Origin of the sequence: Mesorhizobium sp. LNHC229A00, from assembly GCF_000502415.1 — a bacterium.
GTDB lineage: Bacteria > Pseudomonadota > Alphaproteobacteria > Rhizobiales > Rhizobiaceae > Mesorhizobium.
The window spans coordinates 26,377-46,489 of record NZ_AYWQ01000024.1 but is presented as its reverse complement, the minus strand read 5'-3'; the positions used below and the strand labels follow the sequence as shown (position 1 = coordinate 46,489).

At 58.9% G+C, this 20,113-nt stretch carries 16 protein-coding genes and 1 pseudogene; 8 read left to right on the top strand and 9 right to left on the bottom strand.

The annotated features are described in order from the left end of the window. Positions 1-304 (bottom strand): annotated as a pseudogene (locus X742_RS0138605) (ABC transporter permease); the annotation flags it as partial. Between the two features lie 56 nt (positions 305-360). Continuing rightward, positions 361-1,488 (bottom strand): BMP family ABC transporter substrate-binding protein, encoded by a 1,128-nt coding sequence (locus X742_RS142900; protein ID WP_023774950.1) that lies wholly within the window; start codon positions 1,486-1,488, stop codon positions 361-363. A gap of 342 nt (positions 1,489-1,830) precedes the next feature. Between X742_RS142900 and X742_RS142905 the strand changes: the two genes are divergently transcribed. Further along, complete coding sequence (locus X742_RS142905; protein ID WP_084056221.1) at positions 1,831-2,475, top strand: GntR family transcriptional regulator; 645 nt, start codon at positions 1,831-1,833, stop codon at positions 2,473-2,475. A gap of 225 nt (positions 2,476-2,700) precedes the next feature. Continuing rightward, positions 2,701-3,387 carry a hypothetical protein gene (locus X742_RS02960; protein ID WP_198019259.1) on the top strand — a complete coding sequence of 229 codons (687 nt, stop codon included), beginning with the start codon at positions 2,701-2,703 and terminating at the stop codon, positions 3,385-3,387. Between the two features lie 825 nt (positions 3,388-4,212). On the opposite strand, the gene X742_RS142910 is transcribed toward X742_RS02960, so the two are convergent. Beyond that, positions 4,213-4,941 (bottom strand): hypothetical protein, encoded by a 729-nt coding sequence (locus X742_RS142910; RefSeq protein WP_031248558.1) that lies wholly within the window; start codon positions 4,939-4,941, stop codon positions 4,213-4,215. 888 nt (positions 4,942-5,829) lie between these two features. On the opposite strand from X742_RS142910, the gene X742_RS142915 reads away from it, so the two are divergent. After that, positions 5,830-6,282, top strand: a complete 453-nt coding sequence (locus tag X742_RS142915) for a hypothetical protein (RefSeq protein ID WP_023774944.1) — start codon at positions 5,830-5,832, stop codon at positions 6,280-6,282. A gap of 269 nt (positions 6,283-6,551) precedes the next feature. Here X742_RS142915 and X742_RS1000000173265 read toward each other — a convergent pair whose 3' ends face one another. Then, complete coding sequence (locus X742_RS1000000173265) at positions 6,552-6,896, bottom strand: helix-turn-helix transcriptional regulator (protein ID WP_023774943.1); 345 nt, start codon at positions 6,894-6,896, stop codon at positions 6,552-6,554. A gap of 126 nt (positions 6,897-7,022) precedes the next feature. Between X742_RS1000000173265 and X742_RS142925 the strand changes: the two genes are divergently transcribed. The 5 genes from X742_RS142925 (at position 7,023) to terL (ending at position 12,212) form a co-directional block, all read left to right on the top strand. Then, on the top strand, positions 7,023-8,267 hold the full coding sequence (locus X742_RS142925; RefSeq protein ID WP_023774942.1) for a hypothetical protein: 1,245 nt from the start codon (positions 7,023-7,025) through the stop codon (positions 8,265-8,267). Continuing rightward, complete coding sequence (locus tag X742_RS142930; RefSeq protein ID WP_023774941.1) at positions 8,264-8,641, top strand: hypothetical protein; 378 nt, start codon at positions 8,264-8,266, stop codon at positions 8,639-8,641. The genes X742_RS142925 and X742_RS142930 overlap by 4 nt, the downstream gene beginning before the upstream one ends. A gap of 69 nt (positions 8,642-8,710) precedes the next feature. Then, a complete protein-coding gene (locus X742_RS142935) occupies positions 8,711-10,306 on the top strand; it encodes a DNA methyltransferase (protein ID WP_348524193.1) in 1,596 nt (531 codons plus the stop codon). Then, entirely contained in the window at positions 10,303-10,758 is a 456-nt protein-coding gene (locus X742_RS0138590) for a DUF5681 domain-containing protein (RefSeq protein ID WP_023774939.1), read from the top strand. Before X742_RS142935 ends, X742_RS0138590 begins: the two co-directional genes overlap by 4 nt. Positions 10,759-10,823: 65 nt before the next feature. Then, positions 10,824-12,212: a phage terminase large subunit gene (gene terL, locus X742_RS142940; protein WP_023774938.1), complete on the top strand. Its 1,389-nt coding sequence runs from the start codon at positions 10,824-10,826 to the stop codon at positions 12,210-12,212. Between the two features lie 517 nt (positions 12,213-12,729). Here the strand turns inward: terL and X742_RS142945 are convergent. The 5 genes from X742_RS142945 to X742_RS142965 all read right to left on the bottom strand — a co-directional run bounded on the left by X742_RS142945 (position 12,730) and on the right by X742_RS142965 (position 20,089). Continuing rightward, a complete protein-coding gene (locus X742_RS142945) occupies positions 12,730-14,691 on the bottom strand; it encodes a DEAD/DEAH box helicase (protein WP_051407771.1) in 1,962 nt (653 codons plus the stop codon). Between the two features lie 37 nt (positions 14,692-14,728). Continuing rightward, positions 14,729-16,876, bottom strand: coding sequence for a hypothetical protein (locus tag X742_RS142950; protein ID WP_023774936.1), 2,148 nt, complete (start codon positions 16,874-16,876; stop codon positions 14,729-14,731). A 21-nt stretch (positions 16,877-16,897) separates the two neighbouring features. Continuing rightward, positions 16,898-18,784 (bottom strand): HlyD family efflux transporter periplasmic adaptor subunit, encoded by a 1,887-nt coding sequence (locus X742_RS142955; protein WP_023774935.1) that lies wholly within the window; start codon positions 18,782-18,784, stop codon positions 16,898-16,900. Between the two features lie 122 nt (positions 18,785-18,906). Beyond that, on the bottom strand, positions 18,907-19,800 hold the full coding sequence (locus X742_RS142960) for an efflux RND transporter periplasmic adaptor subunit (protein ID WP_051407765.1): 894 nt from the start codon (positions 19,798-19,800) through the stop codon (positions 18,907-18,909). Then, on the bottom strand, positions 19,784-20,089 hold the full coding sequence (locus X742_RS142965) for a DUF3467 domain-containing protein (RefSeq protein ID WP_084569667.1): 306 nt from the start codon (positions 20,087-20,089) through the stop codon (positions 19,784-19,786). The genes X742_RS142960 and X742_RS142965 overlap by 17 nt, the downstream gene beginning before the upstream one ends. Positions 20,090-20,113: the final 24 nt, after the last annotated feature.

Below are 20,113 nucleotides of genomic sequence, written 5' to 3'. Positions count from 1 at the left end.
CACCGAGCACGATCGCCCCCTCGCCGCCGATGACGACGAGGCCGAGCCGCGCCGGCAGCGCCACGCAGAGCGCGGTGAGCAGCAAGGGGGCGGCGCGCGACAGCGAGTTCTGGATCGAAAACCAGGAGCCGAAGCCGCCGCGCCACATCATTTCATAGAGCTGCACCGGCGACTTGCCGACGGCCAGGATGAACAGGCTGAAGATCGCCATGCCAACGATGAGTGCCGCGACCGGAATGACGAAGGCCTCGGCGCGGCGGGCGACCCATTCGAGCGCCGCCGGATAATCCTTGACGCCGAACATCGGCACGTCCGCATTGCTGACCGTCTCTGCCATGGCCCCGTCTCCGTCCTCCCGGCTCAAGCGGTCGAGCCGACGACCCCGTCGACCAGATAATCCATGCTTTCGAGTTCGACGGCCGTCTCTGGGAAGGCCTGGCCTTCGGTGGCAACGACCGTGCCCTTGTTGCTCTTCAGCGGTCCCTTGATGACGGCGAAGCCACCCTTCATCATTTCGGCCAGCGTGGCATCGAACTGCTTGCGCGCCGGCTCGCCGACCGCGGGGCCGAGCGGGCTCATCTTGACAAAGCCGTCGGCGAGGCCACCGCGTGTGAAGTTGGGCAGCGGCTTGCCGGCGACGAGATCGTCGACGAACGTCTTGTAGACCTTGGCCCAGTTCCACTCGGCGCCGGTGAGGTATTTTTCCGGGGCCAGCGGGCTCTGGTTGGCGTGGTAGCCGCAGACAAAGGCGCCACGGCCAGCGGCCGTCTCGACCACTACTTTCGGGCTATCGACATGGCAGGTCACGACGTCGATATCCTGGTCGACCAGCGCATTGGTGGCCTCCGCCTCCTTCACCGCCAGCGACCATTCGCCGGTGAAGATGACCTGGCAGGTGATGGTGGGGTCGACCGAGCGGGCGCCGAGCAGGAAGGAGTTGATGTTGAGCAGCACCTGGGGGATCGGCTTGGCGGCGACGAAGCCGAGCTTCTTCGACTTGGTGGTGTGGCCGGCGACAACGCCGTTGAGATATTGGCCCATGCCGATATAGCCGAAATACGAACCGGCATTCATCGGGTGTTTGGCCTTGTCCCACATGCCGCCGCAGTGGCGGAACTGGACAGCGGGGAATTTCGCGCACATGGCCAGCATGTGGGGGTCGAAATAGCCGAACGAGGTCGGGAAGATCAGCGAGGCACCGTCGAGATTGATCATCGATTCCATCGTCTTCTGGACGTCGACCGTCTCGGGGACGTTCTCTTCCTCGACGACTGTGATGCCCTCGATGCCCTTCAGCGCCGCCGCCCCTTCGGCATGCGCCTGGTTGTATCCGTAATCGTCCTTCGGTCCGACATAGATGAAGCCGACCGTGGCCGCGGCGGCAAAGGCCCGGCTCATCGGCAATGCGTTGGAGAGACCAAGGGCTGCCACACCCGTGGTGGTGGTCTTGAGCAAGTCGCGGCGCGTCAGCATGAATCTGTCGGTCATCTGAATGTTCCCTCTCATGAGGCCCCTAGGGAGCCGATTTACACCTCGCTAAGAAAGTGTATGCAATCTCCATGCCAGCTTGAAAATTCCAGATTATCTAATAGATTCAGTGAAATGCAGTTTCGTGCGCTGCACAAAGACTTGGCAATTGCATACAGTTATTGCCTAAATAGTAATCTATTTGACATACGGATTAAAATATAGGCATAAAGGAATAATCAGTGAGTCGAATTGGCCGCTGGGCCTACGGACCCTGCGGTTCGGCCAGGCAAAAAGAACTGTGTGGGAGAGAGCGTGTCGGGAAAGCGCAGCTTGATCAGGTCGGGAACGACCGTCGATCAGATGGTGAGGGCGATCGGCGACCGCATCGTCACCGGCGTGCTGCGCCCCGGCGAGAAGCTGGACGAGGCATCGCTCGCCGCCCGCTTCGAGGTCTCACGCACGCCGGTGCGCGAGGCGCTAGGCCATCTCAGTGCGATGGGGTTGGTTGAAAGGCGGCCGAACCGCGGCGCCATCGTCGCCGTGGTCACGCAGGACCACCTGGCGTCGATGTTCGAAAGCATGGCCGAACTGGAAGGGATCTGCGCCCGCTTTTCCGCCGAGCGCATGACGGCCGGCGAACGGCGCGCGCTTGAGGCAGAGCATCAGGCGTCGGCGCGACTGGTGCGCTTGAGTGCCGAAGAAGACTACGAGCACTTCAACACCGAGTTCCATTCGCGGCTCTACCGCGGCGCCCACAGTACGCACATCCACGAACTCACGGTAACCACGCGCGGCCGGCTGGCGCCGTTCCGGCGCGCGCAGTTCAGGCTGGCCGGACGGCTGACGAAGTCCTGGCAGGAGCATGATGAGATTGTCACGGCGATTCTGCGCGGTGATGGCGCCGCGGCCGGTAAGGCTGCCAGGGATCATGTTTCAATCGTCAGCGAAGCCAGTTCGGTGTTCGCTGCGGCTGATTGCAAGCCGCTTGGGCGCAACGTAGCCTAAGAGTCTTCAATGCATGAAGCGTGCTGTTGCCGCGGCGCGGAAACGCGGCGCTGGAAGTTTGATGTCGCGCGCATGCCGCCCAAGACGCGCTTCTGAAAGACGCCGAGGAAGCGGCCGACTTAGTGCCCGGGCCAGTGTCCGGTCCGCGCTCGCCGAGTTGGTCAAACAAGGTCAGGCGGTCGATTCCTGCTACTCAATGCCGGATTGGTCCCAACCAAGAAGCGCGTGGTCACCGCGGCGGGCGTTGAGGCTTCTGAGGCCCCGCTGATCGGCCATCATCAACTGACTGTCGGGTTGCTTCGCGCCGACCTTCTTAACCCCGACGCGCGGATTGTTATCACCAGTGCGGAGCCTGCCCGCGGCGGCGTACCCATGTTCAAGTACACCGACTTGCGAGACTTCGCGGCCAAGAGTTACCAGGGTAACCGAACCGCCGCTGTTGAAGCCCTGATCCGCAACGGCCCGAACCTGAAGTACGCGCCCAACAATGCGTATGCCGACGCGAAGCTCATCATCGCTTGGTGGGTGGCCGCGCTGGCACGCAGGCTACCCTCCGACATGGCCGTGTATGCTGTCCGGTGCGTCGAACGACACCAAGGTGGCGCGAAACGCTGGCCCGCTGTTGAAGTACCTGATGATTCCAATAGTGAACCTCATTCCCGGCATGAATCAGACGCCGGAGACCGCGGCCCGTCGGTACCTCCAGGCGTCGGAGTTCGGAACCGACGTCTCGGGGCAATTCTTCGCCTCGGCTCAAGGGAAGTTCTCAGGCCCGATGAAGGTGCAGCGCCAGCCCTCTACGATCGCGCCAGCCAGGAAGCTACGTGGCAGGCCGTGGTCAAGGTCTCCGGCGTCGACTTGTCTAACCCAGCCCCTTTGCGCCCGCAGGACCCTAACAAAATTTTGTACTAAATAGTTCAGAATCCTCTTGGACTGTGGTCTCGGCGCCTAACTATCACACAAAAAAGTTCAAAATTAACCCAGACGCCCCTGACGTCGCCAGGAGAGTACGCATGGAACGATACCAAGAAATAGTGATTGTCGGCGGGCGCGCGGCTCCTGGTGACGGTTCGCTCGCAGGCGGGCCTTGAATCGGCGCGGAGGAGCTTGGGAACGACGCCATCGATGCAGAAGAATCTCTGCGGCGATCCGATCAGACCAAGGGTATACCTCCGTCGCGGTCACAACAAAGCGCTCGATATCAGCTTTCGACCAAAGCAGACCACAACCCTCGCAGTCTGAATGCCAGTTGCAGCGCTAAGCCTGTCATTCCTTATGTTCACGGACGAATATCTTGCGGCCTTCAGGGTCGTTCACGATCATACGACGCATACCGGCGACGGGATCAATGTCCCGCGACAGCGGAACTCCGGCTTCCAATACCTTCGCACGAACATGGTCAAGATCGGCAACGTCCAGTCCAACCATGACTCCCGGAGAGGCGACATCTTCGCCCGGATAGATTTCCAGAACCAGACTCTCGCTGGCGCAGGCCAAGTGCAGTGGGCCAGTCCCGTGCTGTTCGGAAAGGAAATCGAGACCGAGCAGACGATAGACTTNGGCGGTGCGTTCGATGTCCTGGGCGAAAAATGTTACAAAGGTGATCATGAGCACTGGTCCAATTCTGCAATGCTTAGCCGAGTCTCGATGCCCTGATCGGTCACAAGGATACGGCCAACGGGTATAAGAAGGAGCGCAGAGACCGCAATGGCCGCCCCGGCTGGCGACAGCACGGGATCAACCCACAACCTCAGGATAGACAGCAAAAAGCGCCGAAAACTGCCCCAGAAAGCCTGCAGCCACTGCATCTGCGATTAGGCGTCCTTGTTCGCGGATTCCAACCGTGTCTCGCACCAAAGCGAACACCAGAGGGAGAACGTGGCTCAGTGACATGCCGGCCAGAACAAAAAACAGCAGCGACATCGACGTTCCACCTGAGGCAGTTAAACCAGCAACACTCAACAAGGACATTGTCAGCGCACTTGCCATGTGTTTTTCCGGGTTCCCGATGCGGGCACGGGCTGGACGAAAACCAACGGCACCCATGACATGCCCTAACACATAAATGGCTGTCCCTTGCCCGCTGCCGATCGGGAACCCCAGCAGGCGCATACTGACGTGAGACAGTTCAAAATAGAGGAGAATATGGACAGCCATATGGCCTGCAACGATGGCCAACAGAGGAATCGCCCTAAGGCCACGCTTGGCTTCTGTCAAAATTTGGACTTGGGCTGACGGCGTGGCCTTTTGCTTGGCGCCCTTGCGCACCAGCATAAAGAAAGGGAGGATGACAGCCGGCACGCCAAAAAGCGCGTAGACAGCATTCGCGTTGGTGGTTGCTATCCTGGCGGCCAAGGCCGCCATGATCAGGCCGTAGGAGCTGGTTGCCATATTCAGGTAAGAGAGCAACCAGTTCGACGTCGGCTTGTCGTAGTCTTTGATCGCCAAAGCGTTGAAACCCGTCATGATGAGGGCAACTGACAGGCCCAGCCCAGCCCTCGCGAGGAGTGCCTGGGCCCCATGCGAGGCAAGCCCATCGCATAATCCACTGAGGGAAAACCCTAGGACCCCAAGGCGCAACAAGCCTGGCAAGACAGACAAGAGCAAGGTGCGCAAGGAAGCGATTGTCGTCGAACTGCCTCTGCTCCCGGAACTCAAGGATGAGCTTTCCTTCGCCCCGGCCGGCAACCTGACATTTCTCGTCACCGAGTATGGTCGGCCTTTCTCGGAAAACGGCCTTGGTAGCAAGATGCGCCAACGGTGCGACGAAGCGGGGCTCCCGGGCTGCAGCGCCCACGGGGGTCCGCAAGGCAGGCGCCACCGTTGCCGCCGAAAACGGTGTCACGCATGAACAGCTGAAGGCGATTTACGGCTGGACCACGTATCAGCAGCCCGATCACTACATCCGCAAGGCACGCCGCCGGATAGTGGCGCAGTCTGCCCGGACGCTTCTGGTATTCGATCGAAACGAGAACGAAATGTCCCACTTTTGGAGGGTGGAAGAGAGTGGGACAAAAAAGTACAAAAAACCCAATTAAAGCAACGGAAGCGAAAGCCAATGGTGGTGCTGGCAGTCATATGCGAACCAGTCTCTGTCTGTTTTTCCCTGTTAGGCGTAAAAAAACAGCGAATTTTCGGTCATTTTCGTTTTCGAAGCCAATTTCGACCTAAAATCCTACTGTAGCTTCAATTGTTTGGTGGGGAATTCCCTACGCGGCGTAACAGGGAAATGAAGCTCGCCTAACAGGGAAAGCGTTGGATCGGGAGCGGCCGAAATGTCCATCCTTTGCTTGACTTTAAGCAGCGTCGCGACTGGGGCGTCACACCCCCGCCAAATCCCCGTGATACCCAAGAATGCACCGCACCTTCACTAGGCAACAATTGTATGACCTCGTTTGGTCGACATCCATCGTCACGCTCGCCGAGAGTTTCGACATTTCGGATCGAGGACTGGCGAAGACTTGCGCCCGCTATCAGATACCGGTTCCCGGCCGCGGCTATTGGGCAAAAATCGAAGCCGGCCAATCTGCGCCGAAAACGCCACTTTGGAAAATTTACAACCCGACTTTAGAGATCGTCCACATTGGAGGCCACAAGCCAGCGATCAACCCATACGTCGCTTTTGCGATCGAGGCGGCGGCCGGCACAGTGAGGAAGTCGAAGGAGGAGAGACAAGCGACGGCTGCTCCTAACCAGACAACAGATGGTGCAGAGAAGGGACCGTCATCTCGGGCGCCAAAGGCAAAGGTCGTTTTCGAACTGGTGAAACGTCCCTACAAAGCGGTCACTGGCTTGTGGCAACGCTGAGATCTGCGAAACCCGACCAACACGGCGAGGTCTCAGTCCCTGGTGTGAGAATCCACAGGAGTCCCGTATCCCGGTTGTAATCTCCATCACCTGGCTCTTGCTCTCGACCAACGAGAAATCATGCTCAGCGACTTCGTTGACCAGGCCGCCAGGGATTTGCAGGATTACAAACACGCGGCCGCGGTTCTGGATCAGATCGTAGAAGCGTTACGGTGTTGTCGATCACATTTGAGGCCTGGCATAATGGACCCTCGCCGCTCTCTGAACCGTTAGCCCAACTGCCTCAGAGCCCTCACCTGCTCCAGCGCTACTTTCATAAGCCGGGGCGCTAGTTGGCGCACGGTTTCCAGGAGTTCGGCCTCCAGCTCCGCGCGCTCCCGCGAAACGGCGCGTCTCTTTTCCAAGCCTTCAAAGAAGTCCGTCAGCGGTACATTGAGGACGCGGGCAAGCTCAACCAGCGTCTCGACATTGGGCATCTGCTTGCCGCGCTCGATATTGGAGATGCTCTCTGGCGTGCGCCCGATGCGGTCCGCCAGCGCCTCCTGGCTCAGCTTCGCACGCCGTCGCGCCGCCTGAACCCGGGTACCAATAGCCTGCTTTAAAGACTCGCTCATACATGAAGCGTGACTTCGGTATTTCGAGTTGACAACGAAGTCCGCTTAAGCATTGGTCAGTGTTATGAAGTCTACTTCGTATCACTGGAAAATCATGAACAGCCATGCAAGGGGCGGCAGCCGGAAATGAGCGCGTTGCTTTTATCCGCCGCGCAGGGCAGCGCTACGCCCCTCACTCGCCACTCGCTGGTTCGCAATGCCGGCACGCCCTCGCCACATGGCTATGATGAGCGCTGGCTTCGGGATCTCCTGTTTTGGCATCCTGAGTTGCTGGTCGTCGATCGCCTCAGCAGCGGGCTTGATGAGGTGATTCCGCTGTGTTGCGAGCTCGCAATATCCAAAATTGGTGGAACAGTTTTTGCCGACCTTCTGGGGGTGACCAAGACCGGCAGACTCGTCGTTGTCGAGTGCAAGCTCTGGCGCAATCCGCAGGCACGCCGCGAAGTGCTGGCGCAAATTCTTGAATATGCCGCCCTGCTCCGACGCTGGAGCTTTGGCGATCTGACGTCAGCGCTCAACCGCAAGCTGGTCACCGCCGAGCCCAACCCGATCTATGCCGCGGCGAAACAGCGGTGGCCGGATCTGGAGGAGGCGCCCTTCGTTGACGCGGTGACCCGGTCCCTGAAGCTGGGCGACTTCCAACTCATAGTCGCAGGCGATGGCATTCGCTCCGACACTCACGCTATAGCCGATCACCTGAACTCGCAAAGCGTGGGATTAGCGCAGTTGGCGCTGCTTGAGATCCAGCTTTGGCAGGCAGCTTCGGGAAACATCCTGGTCGTGCCGACGGTGCCCTTGCGTACCGAAGTGCTGCAACAGAGAGTTTTGGTCGATCTCGGTGGGACGCCGCTTCAATTGGAAGCCCCACAAATCGTCAGCGCCGTCCCGGTTGACACCATGGAAAGCGTTGTCGATCCAGAACGAGCCAACCGGAGAGCAGTGAACCGCGCCTTCTGGCAGCAGTTCATCGATCAGACGCAATTCGACCACGCGGACCAACTGCCGCCACGCCATGGCGGTGACAACTGGGTCAGGATTCCGCTGCCCGAGCCCCTTGATTGGATGACCGCCTTTCGTTCGACCGGGGCTAAGGCTGAGGTCGGATTATTCCTCACCTTTCGTGACGAAGACGGCCAGGCGCTTTTTAATAGCTTCCACAGCGACATTGAAGGGCTTCGCAGCGAAAGCGGCCTTGAATTAGTCGCGCGCCGGAAATCTGCCGCCCCATTCTATGCGGAGATCGGTGTGTTCAAGCCGCGGTCTGAATTCGCGACGGACGACCAGCAACTGGCCTGGCTCTGCGGTGCCGCAAATCGACTTGTCACGTTAATCCGGCCGAGGCTAAGCTTACTCGCAGAGGCCGCCGAATGACACGGCTGCTCAAATGGGAACGATCGGCCCTGAAGGGCGACTTCACAGCGATGCCCTCGCCGTTTATGTGGGCTCAGTCGGCGCGCTTCGCACATTTCATGAATGGATATGAGGTTGCCGGTGGAATGGACCGCCTTGCAAATCTCTCCAACACCATGTCAGAGCGGTTCCGCGAGACAGGCGAATGGCAGGGGACTGCACTCGACCTCTGGCTCTGTCTCTTTTTCCAGCACCGCATCCATCGCCACACGGGTTCGGAAGACATAGATCCAGCGCTTGATGCTCTTTGTGATGCGCTGTGGCACGCGCTCAATCGGCTCCATCCAGAAGAGGCCTTTGCCTTGAGTTCACGCCTCAAGAAGGACGCACTTTAGGATCCATGCAGTATTCGGAGAACGAAAAGGATCCTTTCCGACCCTCAAGTTAGGTCGAAACAAAAAAATTTGTTTCGCCTTCTGTATATTGGCGCTTCCGACAAATTTTTTTGTCACCCCCATACTTGCACAACGCAGGCGGTTTGTGAATCCCGCGCCAAATTCTGCAAGATCCACTCTGTGGATTTCGGGCATAGCCGTTTTCTTCGGTTTTCTCGAATCATCGGCAATGCGAATTCACTGGACAGGCGAGCACCACCAGGGCGCGCGCCACGTTCCGAGGATCTCATGGCCATAAATATCAACACCGTTTCGATCGACGCACTCATCCCGTACGCCAACAACGCACGCACGCATTCCAAAAAGCAGATCAAGCAGATTGCCGACAGCATCGTAAAATTCGGTTTCACCAACCCGGTCCTGGTCGACGAGAGCAACAATGTACTCGCTGGCCACGGCCGCCTGGCGGCCGCACGCCTCTTGGGATGCAAGGCGGTCCCTACCCTTTCCATCACGCATCTCAACGAGACACAGAAGCGCGCCTACATAGTCGCGGACAACCGCATCGCCGAGAAAGCCGGCTGGGACAAACAGATCCTTGCCATCGAGCTGCAGGCCTTGGTCGATCTCGATTTCGACGTAAGCCTTACTGGCTTCGACATTCCGGAAGCCGATCTGATCATCGGCGAGTTCTCGCCAGACAATCAGGACGACGTCGATGAGGAGGAAGAAATTGAGCTCCTGGAAAAAGAGGCGGGCCCTGCTGTCGCCCAGCCAGGCGATTTGTTCCTGCTTGGCGATCATCGGCTAATCTGTGGCAATGCACTTTCGGCCGAAGTCCTTGCCGCTCTCATGCAGGGTGACAAAGCGTCCGCGTGTTTCACCGACCCGCCTTACAACGTCCCAATCGGCGGACACGTCAGCGGTCTCGGCAAGATCAAGCATCGAGAATTTGCGATGGCCTCTGGCGAAATGTCCGAGGACGAGTTCGCAAAATTCCTAGAGGATTCATTCTCGCAGATTGAAGCGTTCTCCAAGCCAGGGGCGATTGCATTCGTCTGCATGGACTGGCGCCACGTCGCAGAGACGATTGTCGCGGGGAAGCAAACCTTTGGCGACCTGCTTAACCTGTGCGTCTGGAACAAGACCAATGCCGGCATGGGTAGCCTCTACCGCTCGCAGCACGAGTTGGTGCTGGTGTTCAAGAATGGCAAGGAGCCTCATCGCAACAACGTCGAGCTTGGCAAGCACGGCCGCCACCGCAGCAATGTCTGGACCTATCGCGGCATCAACAGCTTTGGCGCCGACCGAATGGACGATCTGGAAGGACATCCAACCGTCAAACCTGTCAATCTGGTTGCCGATGCACTGCTCGACGTCAGCCGACGCGGCGACGTCGTGCTCGATCCATTCGGAGGCTCTGGAACAACACTGCTTGCCGCACACAAGACTGGACGGCGCGCCCGCCTGATCGAGATCGATCCGCGTTATTGCGATCTCATCATCCGTCGTTTCGAGAAGCACACCGGAAAGCAAGCCAAGCTCGCGGCCACAGGCGAGACTTTCGAGGAATTGAGCGAACAGCGCGCTGCCACTGCGGCACCCGCGGTAGCGGCTTCGTCGGCGACAAGCGAGCTCACCCAAGCCATTGGAGGCGCGCTGTGAGAGCCCGCAAGAAAAAGCCTGCCGGGTACGAGGTCGGCTATGGAAAGCCTCCTGTAAATTCCCGCTTCGAGAAGGGCCGATCGGGCAACCCAAACGGTCGGCCGAAGGGAAAGAAAAACGTGAACACGATGCTACGCGACGCGCTCTACGCGCCCATCCAGATCCAGCAAAATGGCAAGACGACGACCGTCACCGCCCTCGAAGCCATCGTGCTTAAATTGCGCAACAACGCGATTGGTGGCGACTACCGATCGGCGGTCCAGGCCATTGCACTTGCTATGCGGTCTTTCGAACAAGAAGAGATTGGCCAGCCCGACGCAGAGGCCAGTCCGCTCGATCAGCAAACGATGCTCGAGCTGATGCGAGACTATGTCGAACAGAAGGCATCGCCGCAGCGCGACTACGCGGAAAGCGCTAGCGCCGCCGCCAGCGACGAGCAGGACGAACGATGAACGCTCCCTTCCCTAGGACAGAGAGATCGCAGCCCACATCGCCCAAACTGCCGAGCCCAATTCAGATGTTGTTCAGCGCCGCCAGTGACGACCTCGCAACCTTTGTGGCGCTGGCTTTTTCCGCCGTCGATCCCGGTGCGAAGTATCTCCCCAACTGGCACATCCGCGCGATTACTTATCAGCTTGAGCGTGTCTTGCTCGGACATTGTAAGCGGCTGATCATCACCATGCCCCCGCGGTCGTTGAAGTCGGTCACCACCTCGGTTGCATTCCCGGCTTGGGTCCTTGGCCGCGACCCGTCGAAGAGAATGATCTGCGTCTCTTATGCTCAGCCGCTTTCGGTCAAGCTCGCGAACGATTTCCGAACGGTCGTCGATACCGTCTGGTATCGGTCGATATTTCCGACCTTCAAGGTCAGTCCACGCAAAAACACCGAGAACGAGCTGCAGACCACTCTTGGCGGCGGGCGATTGGCCACCTCAACCGGCGGGCAGCTAACCGGCCGCGGCGGTGACATCATCATTATCGACGATCCGCTGAAAGCCGATGACGCACACTCGGAGGTGGCGCGGAAGAAGTGTGCCGAATGGGTCCGCACGACCTTGATGTCGCGCTTCGACAATCCGGCGGCCGGCGCGGTCGTCCTGGTGATGCAGCGACTGCACGTCGATGATCTGGCCGGCGCGCTTCTTGAAACTGGGGGCTGGGAGCACCTGAACCTTTCTGCAATTGCCCAAGAAGACGAACGCATCCAGATTAGCAAAGGGCGTGTCCACGACCGCAAGTCCGGCGATCTCCTGCACCCGGCGCGCCTCGGAACGGTCGAACTCGAAAGGCTGAAGCGCGATCTCGGTTCACTCACCTTTTCTGCGCAATACCAGCAATCTCCTGCACCGGCCGAAGGCAACATGGTCAAGCGGGTATGGTTCCGCGACTACGACCCGCAACAACTCGATCTCGGCGGCATGACTATCGTCCAGAGCTGGGATACTGCCCTAAAGGGCGACCCCAGCAGCGACTACTCCGTCGGAACGACGTGGGCGCAGGACGGCTCGAACTACTATCTCCTTGATACCATTCGAGTTCGAGCGGCCTATCCAGACCTGGTCAGGTCAGTCAGAAGCGCACTTGATCGGTACAACCCCGACATCATTCTCATCGAAGACGCCGGCTCGGGATCGAGTTTGATTGCCGACCTGGATAGCCAGGGGATTGCCTCCACCCCTGTTAAAACTCGGACCGACAAGGAAAGTCGCTTATCGCGTGTCGCAGCAATGATCGAGAACGGCAACGTCTATCTACCGAAAGATGCGCACTGGAAAGACGACTTTCTGTTGGAGGTGCTCGCCTTTCCGCATGGCAGACACGACGATCAGGTTGATTCGATGACGCAGGCACTCATCTGGATGAAAGATGATCGGCCAACAGGCGGGTTCTATTTTGGCACGTTTTGACGTGCTCCGCTGATCATCGTCGCCATCAAGGGAGTACTCGAAGACCTCGGGCATGTGCATCCAGGACGAAGAGGCGTGCAAGCTCTTTGCCAGCGCCGGCTTAGGTTACGGTCAGGCACGTACAAAAGGTCGCTCGGACCTAATCGGGAGTGGCCAACGATCTCTGCGCTGGCCACACGATCACCGTCCTCCATGAAGGTACGGACTTTGGCGCCATTCCAGATCGGGCATACTGCCCAGAACCGAGGCGAGCCTCAAGGCGTGGTCCCTTAACGTCCTCGAATTGGCTGCAGGATTATTCTAGCAGCAAGCACCCATGGGCGTCGTAATTCGGGGCTGATCAGACCGGTTGCATACTCGTTTGCCTCAAAACATGATGATCGACGCGCCAAGTGAACAGCTTGAGGAGTTCGCTGGTTGCATCTCGGCTCTTACCCGGCTGCGGACTGTAGAGCTCGATTGCAAACGTCCATGTCTGGATAACGGATGGTCAGGGCGATCACGAGGCTGGCGCCCGCTATTCTGGACTCCCGGCGAACGCCAGCGCCTTCTCAAGCTTAGCATCCTGCTTCATGGTTTGCCTGCGGGCTGTCAGATTCCTGTCCTCCGCAGAACGCTGTGCGAACCACCGCAGCAGACGACAGAACGGTCCAGACGCCAACTCCGGTCTGCCTAGTGCAATCACGTACAAAATTCTGGCAATGACTCTGGCATAGCGGCGAAACAATTCATCCTCCAACGAGACGACAGCCTCGAAACTGCCCGGGTCGCCCTGACGTGCGCATCGCCCGAAGAGCTGACGATCGATGCGAGCAGATTCGTGGAATTCCGTCAGAACGACATGCAGTCCGCCACTTTGGACGATGCTGTGAGCGATCCTAATGTCAGTTCCACGACCTGCCATGTTTGTCGCTACGGTAATACGCCCTGCTTCTCCCGCAGCCGCAACGATGTCCGCCTCCGCTGCGTCCTGACGGGCATTCAATACCGTGTGGGAAAGGCCATGCGAACTGAGCAATGCACTGAGTTGCTCGGAAGCTTCAACCGATCGAGTCCCAATGAGGACTGGCCTTCCGACCCTCCTCACTTCGCGCACATGAACGGCGACTTTGCGCCACTTTTCCTCAACTGTCCGGCAAAGGTGTAGCCCCAAGTTCCGTCGCTGGACCCCGCGATGCGTCGGAATTCTGACGACCTCAAGCCCATAGACTTCCTGCAGCTCGGTCGAAATCTCGGCAGCCGTGCCGGTCATCCCGGCCAACCACAAATATCTCCTGAAGAAACGTTGGTACGTAATCTGTGCAAGTGTTTCACGGCGGCCGGTTGTTTTACAACCCTCTTTCGTCTCCACCAGTTGGTGTAGACCGCGCTCCCAAGACCGGTCGGCCATGACTCGTCCAGTATACTCGTCCACAATCTGTACCTTACCGTCTGTCACAATATAGTGGACGTCTCGTTTGAAGAGATGGAGGGCGGACAGGGCCTGCTCCACCAATTCAAGGCGCACTCTTCGCGACGCCCAAAGCCCGCCCACAGCCGAGGCCTCAATGCCAGCGACTATGGCCCGCCCTCGCTCGGTCAGTCGAACTGTCCTCTCGCTGCCCAACAAGCGATAGTGCTCACCGGCCGCCAGATCTTTGGCCAGATTCAACGCTGCCTTGTAAATCTCGGTCGCAGCCGGATCGTCAGTCTCGCGCGAAATGATGAGGGGTGTCCTGGCTTCATCAACCAACACGCTGTCGGCCTCGTCGACTATTGCAAAATGCAACCCCCGCAACAGGAGTTGGGATGCCTGCTGACCGTCGCCAATCGTCTTGTCTAGCAGAACACGTGCACCGCTTCGACGACCGCGGAGCGCGATCGTATCCCGAAGGTAGTCAAAGGTAAGCTCTTTATTAGTGCAGTAGGCGATGTCGCAAGCGTAGGCAGCTCGACGAACCGATGGATCTTGCCCATGCAGCACAAGCCCTACCGTTAGTCCAAGATTCTCATAGACGGGCCTGAGTTGATTAGCATCCCGCTGTGCAAGGTAGTCGTTCACTGTGACAACGTGGACTGGAACTCCAGCGAGCGCCGCTGTGGCCGCAGGCAGGAGCGCGGTGAGCGTCTTGCCTTCACCCGTTTCCATCTCAGCGAGGTGACCTTTGAGAAGCGCGTAGCCGCCGATAAGTTGCACCGGATGATGCTGCATACCGAGGAGACGTTGCGAGCATTCTCTTATCAGAGCAAATGAACGAGCAACGACGCTCTCCGCGAGTCCTTCACGCGAGAGAGCCAGCCTGATTTTTTCAGCAGCCAACGAGATGTTGTTGTCTGCGAGCGTTCGATACTCTTCCCCACAGCGCTCGACGTCTTCCAGAAATGTTCTGAAACCGTTCAACGTCACATTTGGTTGGCGCTTGACCTTTGCCCGGATTCTGGTGAGAGCATCGTCGAGAGAGCTCGCGGTCTCCCGCCGTCTTTCGGGAAACGGCACCATCCGGAGGTCCGCGATCCTCCAAGGCCTGATCGTGTCCTCACGCATGGAACTGGGACAGAAAGAGCTGCCGCAGCCGGCGTGACATCTGCAGGCCAACCGGTTCCCATTCGTGCTCGAACCGAACATAGACTCGGCTCCCGAACGCTGGCGGGAGAGCGCCAGCGGAAATCTTCAGATCGAATTGGAACCAGCGCCTTAGGGACTTGAGCCCGTCGGCGTCACGCGGATCAACGGCAATAGAACCACCACCACCTGACGTAAGAGCCTTGCTCGGAAGCTTGTCATAGGCGGCAGGCACTTCACGCAAAATGTTTGCCGGGAGCGCGGCGCCACTTTGTCCCGGCATGCGCACAGTGACCCGAAGCAATCGCTCTCGCACCAAGTCGATATCGTCCTGAGAGACCACAACGCGGATGATACTCCCCGCAGGTGGCGCCACATAACCGAGGACAGATCCCTGCCGGAAGAAGCGCTCAGGCATGTCCTCGCTTTGTTCAACGACTAGGACTCCTGCGCCGCCGCTGGTTGCCACAAGGTGGAGAAAGCGATCCTCCGTCCGATCAAGTTCAGCCCGGGCTTCCTCTAGTTCCTTCCGTGTTATCTCGGCCTGCGAACGATCAGCAAAACGTTCCGCACGGAACTGAAGATCAAGTTCCCTGACGCGAGCCCTTAGGATTGAACGCTGCATCTTCAGAACCGGATCGGCGCTTTCGAACAGGGGCTGGCCCGGTTCAACTGGTGAGCCAGGTGGGCGCTTCAGTTCGCGTAGGAATCCATCAGCGCCGGCGCGGACGTAGGCTTCCTCCGGCAGCCAAATCACCCCCTGTGAGATTGTCTGGTGCGGGGCTGGTACAGCGAAGAGGAGCGCGGTTCCAGCGAGCAAGGTAAGGGACGTGACCCCGACTGCCCTCACCCGATGCCGGCGCAAACGAGGGCTGGATATGACGTGCCACAACATCTTGGCGGCGGGCAGCGCTACACCCGAAAGGACCCCCCACATTGCCACAAGGACACCAAGGATTAGGTAGTGAGTTGCGACAAACAGCGAAATGCCAAACAGGACGAGCATTCGATAGATGAATGACGCGGGCGCGAAAGCCAGCAACCAGATTCGTTCGCCCGGACCGAGCCTAAGCGCGCGCTCCTTCTCGGCGCCGAAGGCATAACGCTCGATTAGGCGGCCCCAAAATTCGGTTGAGCGCTGTGCGAGATTTGGCATTTCGACAAGATCGGCTAGCACGAAGTAGCCGTCGAACTTGAGCAGCGGGTTTCCGTTCACCAGCAGAGTCGAAAGACCAGCAACGAGCATCACGTCGAAGGCTATTGCCCGCACGACGCCGGTCTCCACACTCAACCACACATAAAGCCCAATGGCCGCCAGCAACGTTTCAACCAGGATTCCCGCCCCGGCCACAGCTGCGCGCTGATACTTGCTGCGAAATCCGGCCGATGCCGAAGCATTCACATAGGGCACGGGAAAGAAAACCAGGAACATCAGCCCCATTTCATGGACTTCGCCACCGAAGGCCCGCGTCGTCAGACCGTGCCCCAGTTCATGCAGCAGTTTGACGACAGGATAGACGAGAGCGATCAAAAGCAGGCCTTGCGCCGCGAAGACCCGGTCCGAGATATTTTCCGTCAGAGTATGTGAGTGAAGGCTAGCCAAGTACAGCGCAGGCGCGACAACGACAACCCACAGAACCAAGCCGGTCATCCCAAAAAGCCCGTGGCAAAGCGGGAGTGCTCCCTTTAGGAAGCGATCGGGATCAAAGAGTGGTAGGGTTACGGAGAGCGGGCTCTTGAGATTGCGCTTCAACAGCGCCTGACTTTGCTTGGAGAACCGATCGAAAGCCTCTAGTGCATCCGGCTGAGTGTCGTGGCGAATGAGATCCGCGCTATGAAGCTGCGTCAACAGTCCGATGATCTCATCCTGGCTCGGCGCGCTGTCGCCGAACATATCCACCATACTGTTCCAGATGGCGTCGACGGTCTGCCGCCCGTCGAGATTCGCAATGAAATAGTATGCGACCGGCGTGAACCGGTGGGACTTGCCGCTGGCGGCGTCCTGAACAACGTACCAGGCGCTGCCGCGATAGCGATGACGATGGATGCGCGCATGAAGCCGAAGCATCGGCTTCAGGCCGCAGACCCTATACCAGTTTGAGCTTAGGAACGGTTCAACCATCACGTGCTCCCAAGTCCGGCATTAGGGGATCCAAGCCCAGATAAGGAGCCTGGTGCGTTCAATCAGGTTCCGTCCCAACACCCAAAGGAGCCGGCGCTCACCAATTTCGATCTTACCGATGCCCTCCATACCCGGCCGGAGAGGAAGGTCGCTGGAGAGCAGGTCCGCTTCAACACGGAAGTAGTTGCGACCGTCCTCGGCGGTCGCCACTGAGGTCAGCCGGGCGACACTGAATGGGACCTTCTGACCGGCCGCCCCAGTGAGGGCGAGAGTACCCTTTTGTCCAATGGCAATATGCCGGATGTCCTCCTCGTCGACACGCAACACTACCCGATATGAACTCAACGGCGCGACTTCGAACAATACCTTGCCTTGCTGCACAGGTGCGCCGAGCATCTGACTTAGATCCCCGGAGACAACGAAGCCGTCGACCGCGGCAACAATCCTGCTGCGCGCCAGTTTGTCCCTGGCCAGGCTCGCTTGGGCCTCTGCCTGATCAATCTGCGCCTGCAGCACCTGGATATTTAGTCTGTCATGCTTCGCCTGCGCGTCCCTATGTTTCTGCTGGAGTTTGCGAACCTCCATCTCCCACCGCGTGCTCTCCAGCACGAGATCGCGATCGTCGAGGCTAGCAAGAACGTCACCCTGGTGTACGATATCGCCAGGTCGCACATTTGCCCGGGCGATGAACCCGTCGAAGGGCGCTACGGCGGCTCGCTGTATCGAGCCCTCCAGCACGGATTTGGCTGATACCCGAAATTCCGTGTTGGCAAACGCGAGAAACCCGAACAAAGCGAGTGCCGACAGAACTGCTAGTTTGAATGCGGGGCGACGCGGTCCGAAGATCGCCGTAACAGTTGACCGAGCGTTTGTGGCGACCCTGCCAGCGATCCAGCGTTCGGACCCTCGCTGCAGCTCCAGCACAGGGCCGGCAAGAGTTCCGAGGAGTTGGAGGGTCTGGACCGCCTCGGTATCAAAAGGATAACTGGCTTGACGCTCCAGCGTCATCACGCCGATCGGTCCGTTGGCGGCCGAGAGCAGTACCGACAGAACGCTCCTGATCCGGCCCGAACAGGCAAGCTCCTTGTGAGCCACCGCGATCCGGCGTTCGGTTCCGGCCACCACGGGATAGGAGACTGGTTGTCTCTGATCGAACGCCTCGTCCATGGCGTTTTCCAGCGTATCGACCAACTCCGACTTCCGCTGAAACCAGGCCGAGTGCGACATTGCCCGCATCCGGATTCCGCGCCGCTCTTGGAACCCCAGCGAAACGCGCTCGCAGCCGAAGCGCGCCGCAACTTCGTTAGTTAAAGCCAGCGCCGCAGTCTGGAGATTGGAGTGTTCCTCAACGACTGCAAGCATGTCGAGGGTTGCATTTGCTCGAGCGAGGAGCCCTATCTCGCCTATGGCCCGCTGCCGCAGCAAGGCTGCTTCGAGCCACCCGGTCCCCCATTGCAGCTGCCGGAATACGGTCTTGAGATCGAAGTTCGCATGGGAGACAACGTCAAGCACGACGACGCCTACGGCGTTTCCCTGCACGTCGATTGGAAATGCGACATGCACACGCGCGATGGGCCCCGTAGTTGCTGGGATCGATCGTACGACACCACGGCGTTCTCGGATTGCCTGCTCTGCTCCAGGGCTCAGGTACGAGACATCCTTTTCGGCGTCCGGCCAAATCGCGGCGGGCCGGTACGAGCCTTCCGGACTCTGAAGCAGAAGGAGGCCAGCCCCAGTTTGCTGGATCTGGCTGCACTGGAGAGCCAGCCAGCAGGAGCAGAACGTTGCCAAGTTGTCTGCTGTCGCGAGAGACGCCCAAAGCACGGCATCATCGCCCGCCGAACCTTTGCCAGAATCCGCGGTGCGGTCCCTCGTCCCGTCCTTTTCGGAGTGATCAAGGGTGTCCATCGAACACCTCGAGATCCGCGGCACCGTCAGGCCCAATCGATTTCATAGAGTCGGCCAAAAACGCTGTCCTGTTCCAAGCAGTCGCGCACCGCTCGCTTTCCATCTACGCCAACCGCGCTCGTTCACCCCGCGTCGTGCCGCTGGCCCGCAACGAGCGTGCGAAACCTGATCGTGCAGCGCAGGCCTGCCGGCACGCTCCCGTCGGGATTGTCGAGCGTAAGCCTAACACCGAAAGTTGCACTGGGGGCATCGATGAACGGGTCGACTACCGAGACCTTGGCGGTAAGACTGCGTCCCACGGGAACTTCCGGATAAACTTCGGCAAGATCGCCGACCTGGATTTTTCCCAAGCGTTCGAGCGGCAGATAGACCTCCACAAACAGCGGATCGGTCTGCATGATGGTCAGCACGTGAGCCTGGTCGTGAAGGTACGCCCCTGGCGAGAGCGTGCGCTCTATGACAACACCGTCGTATGGGCTGCGTATCATACGCTGCTCCAGCAGCGCCTCTGAACGCCTCAACTCGAGCTGCGCCATCCGGACGCTGAGTTCGGCCTCGCGCAGTTCCTGCTCGGCTTGTTTCAGGTCAGAGTCGCTTTCGTCGCGGCTCGCCTCGGTCGCTGCCTTCACCTCGGCGAGCTTCGTTATCCGGTTGGACTTCTTGGTGAGGTATTCCATTCGAGATCTTTTCGAGAGCACCTCATGGTCGTTTTCTGCCCGAGCGCGGGCCACCTCGAGCGAAGCTCGTTCGACACCCGAGTCGAGCTCGGCCACGATTTGACCTGCGGTAACGGCGTCGCCACGGTCGGCAAGCACGTCTTTCACGAGCCCGGAAACGGACGCGCCGAGCTCGACCCTTGCGCTGGGCTCAATCAGACAATCGGCATCGAAGGCAGCTTGTCTCTCTTGCGCAACGGTGGGCTTCGAAGCAATGGCGAACGCCAGCGCGGCAAGAGCGCTTATCGCCAACGCATGACGATAAGAGTGCAATGATCGCAGCTTAGCGCAGTTCGCCATGGCGATTTTCGTACTCCTGGATGAGCTTCGTAATGAGTTCCTGCAAGCGCTTCGCCGCGAATGGGCTCAGGATAATGCGGTGGTGCAACTCGATCTCAAGATCTCGCTGATGAAGATCCCAATTCTGGTTGATCCCGAAATTAAGGACCACCTCTTCTCGCGTGCTGGTGGCGTTGCACACATTGCAATAGGTGCTTTTCAAGTTCGCAGTGTTCAAACGTACAGGAGGCTGGGTCTGGCCTGCCGTAATCGTTTCGCTTGACCCCTTCTCTGCTTTGCCATTCGCCATCCCGTCACCCATTCTCACCTGCTG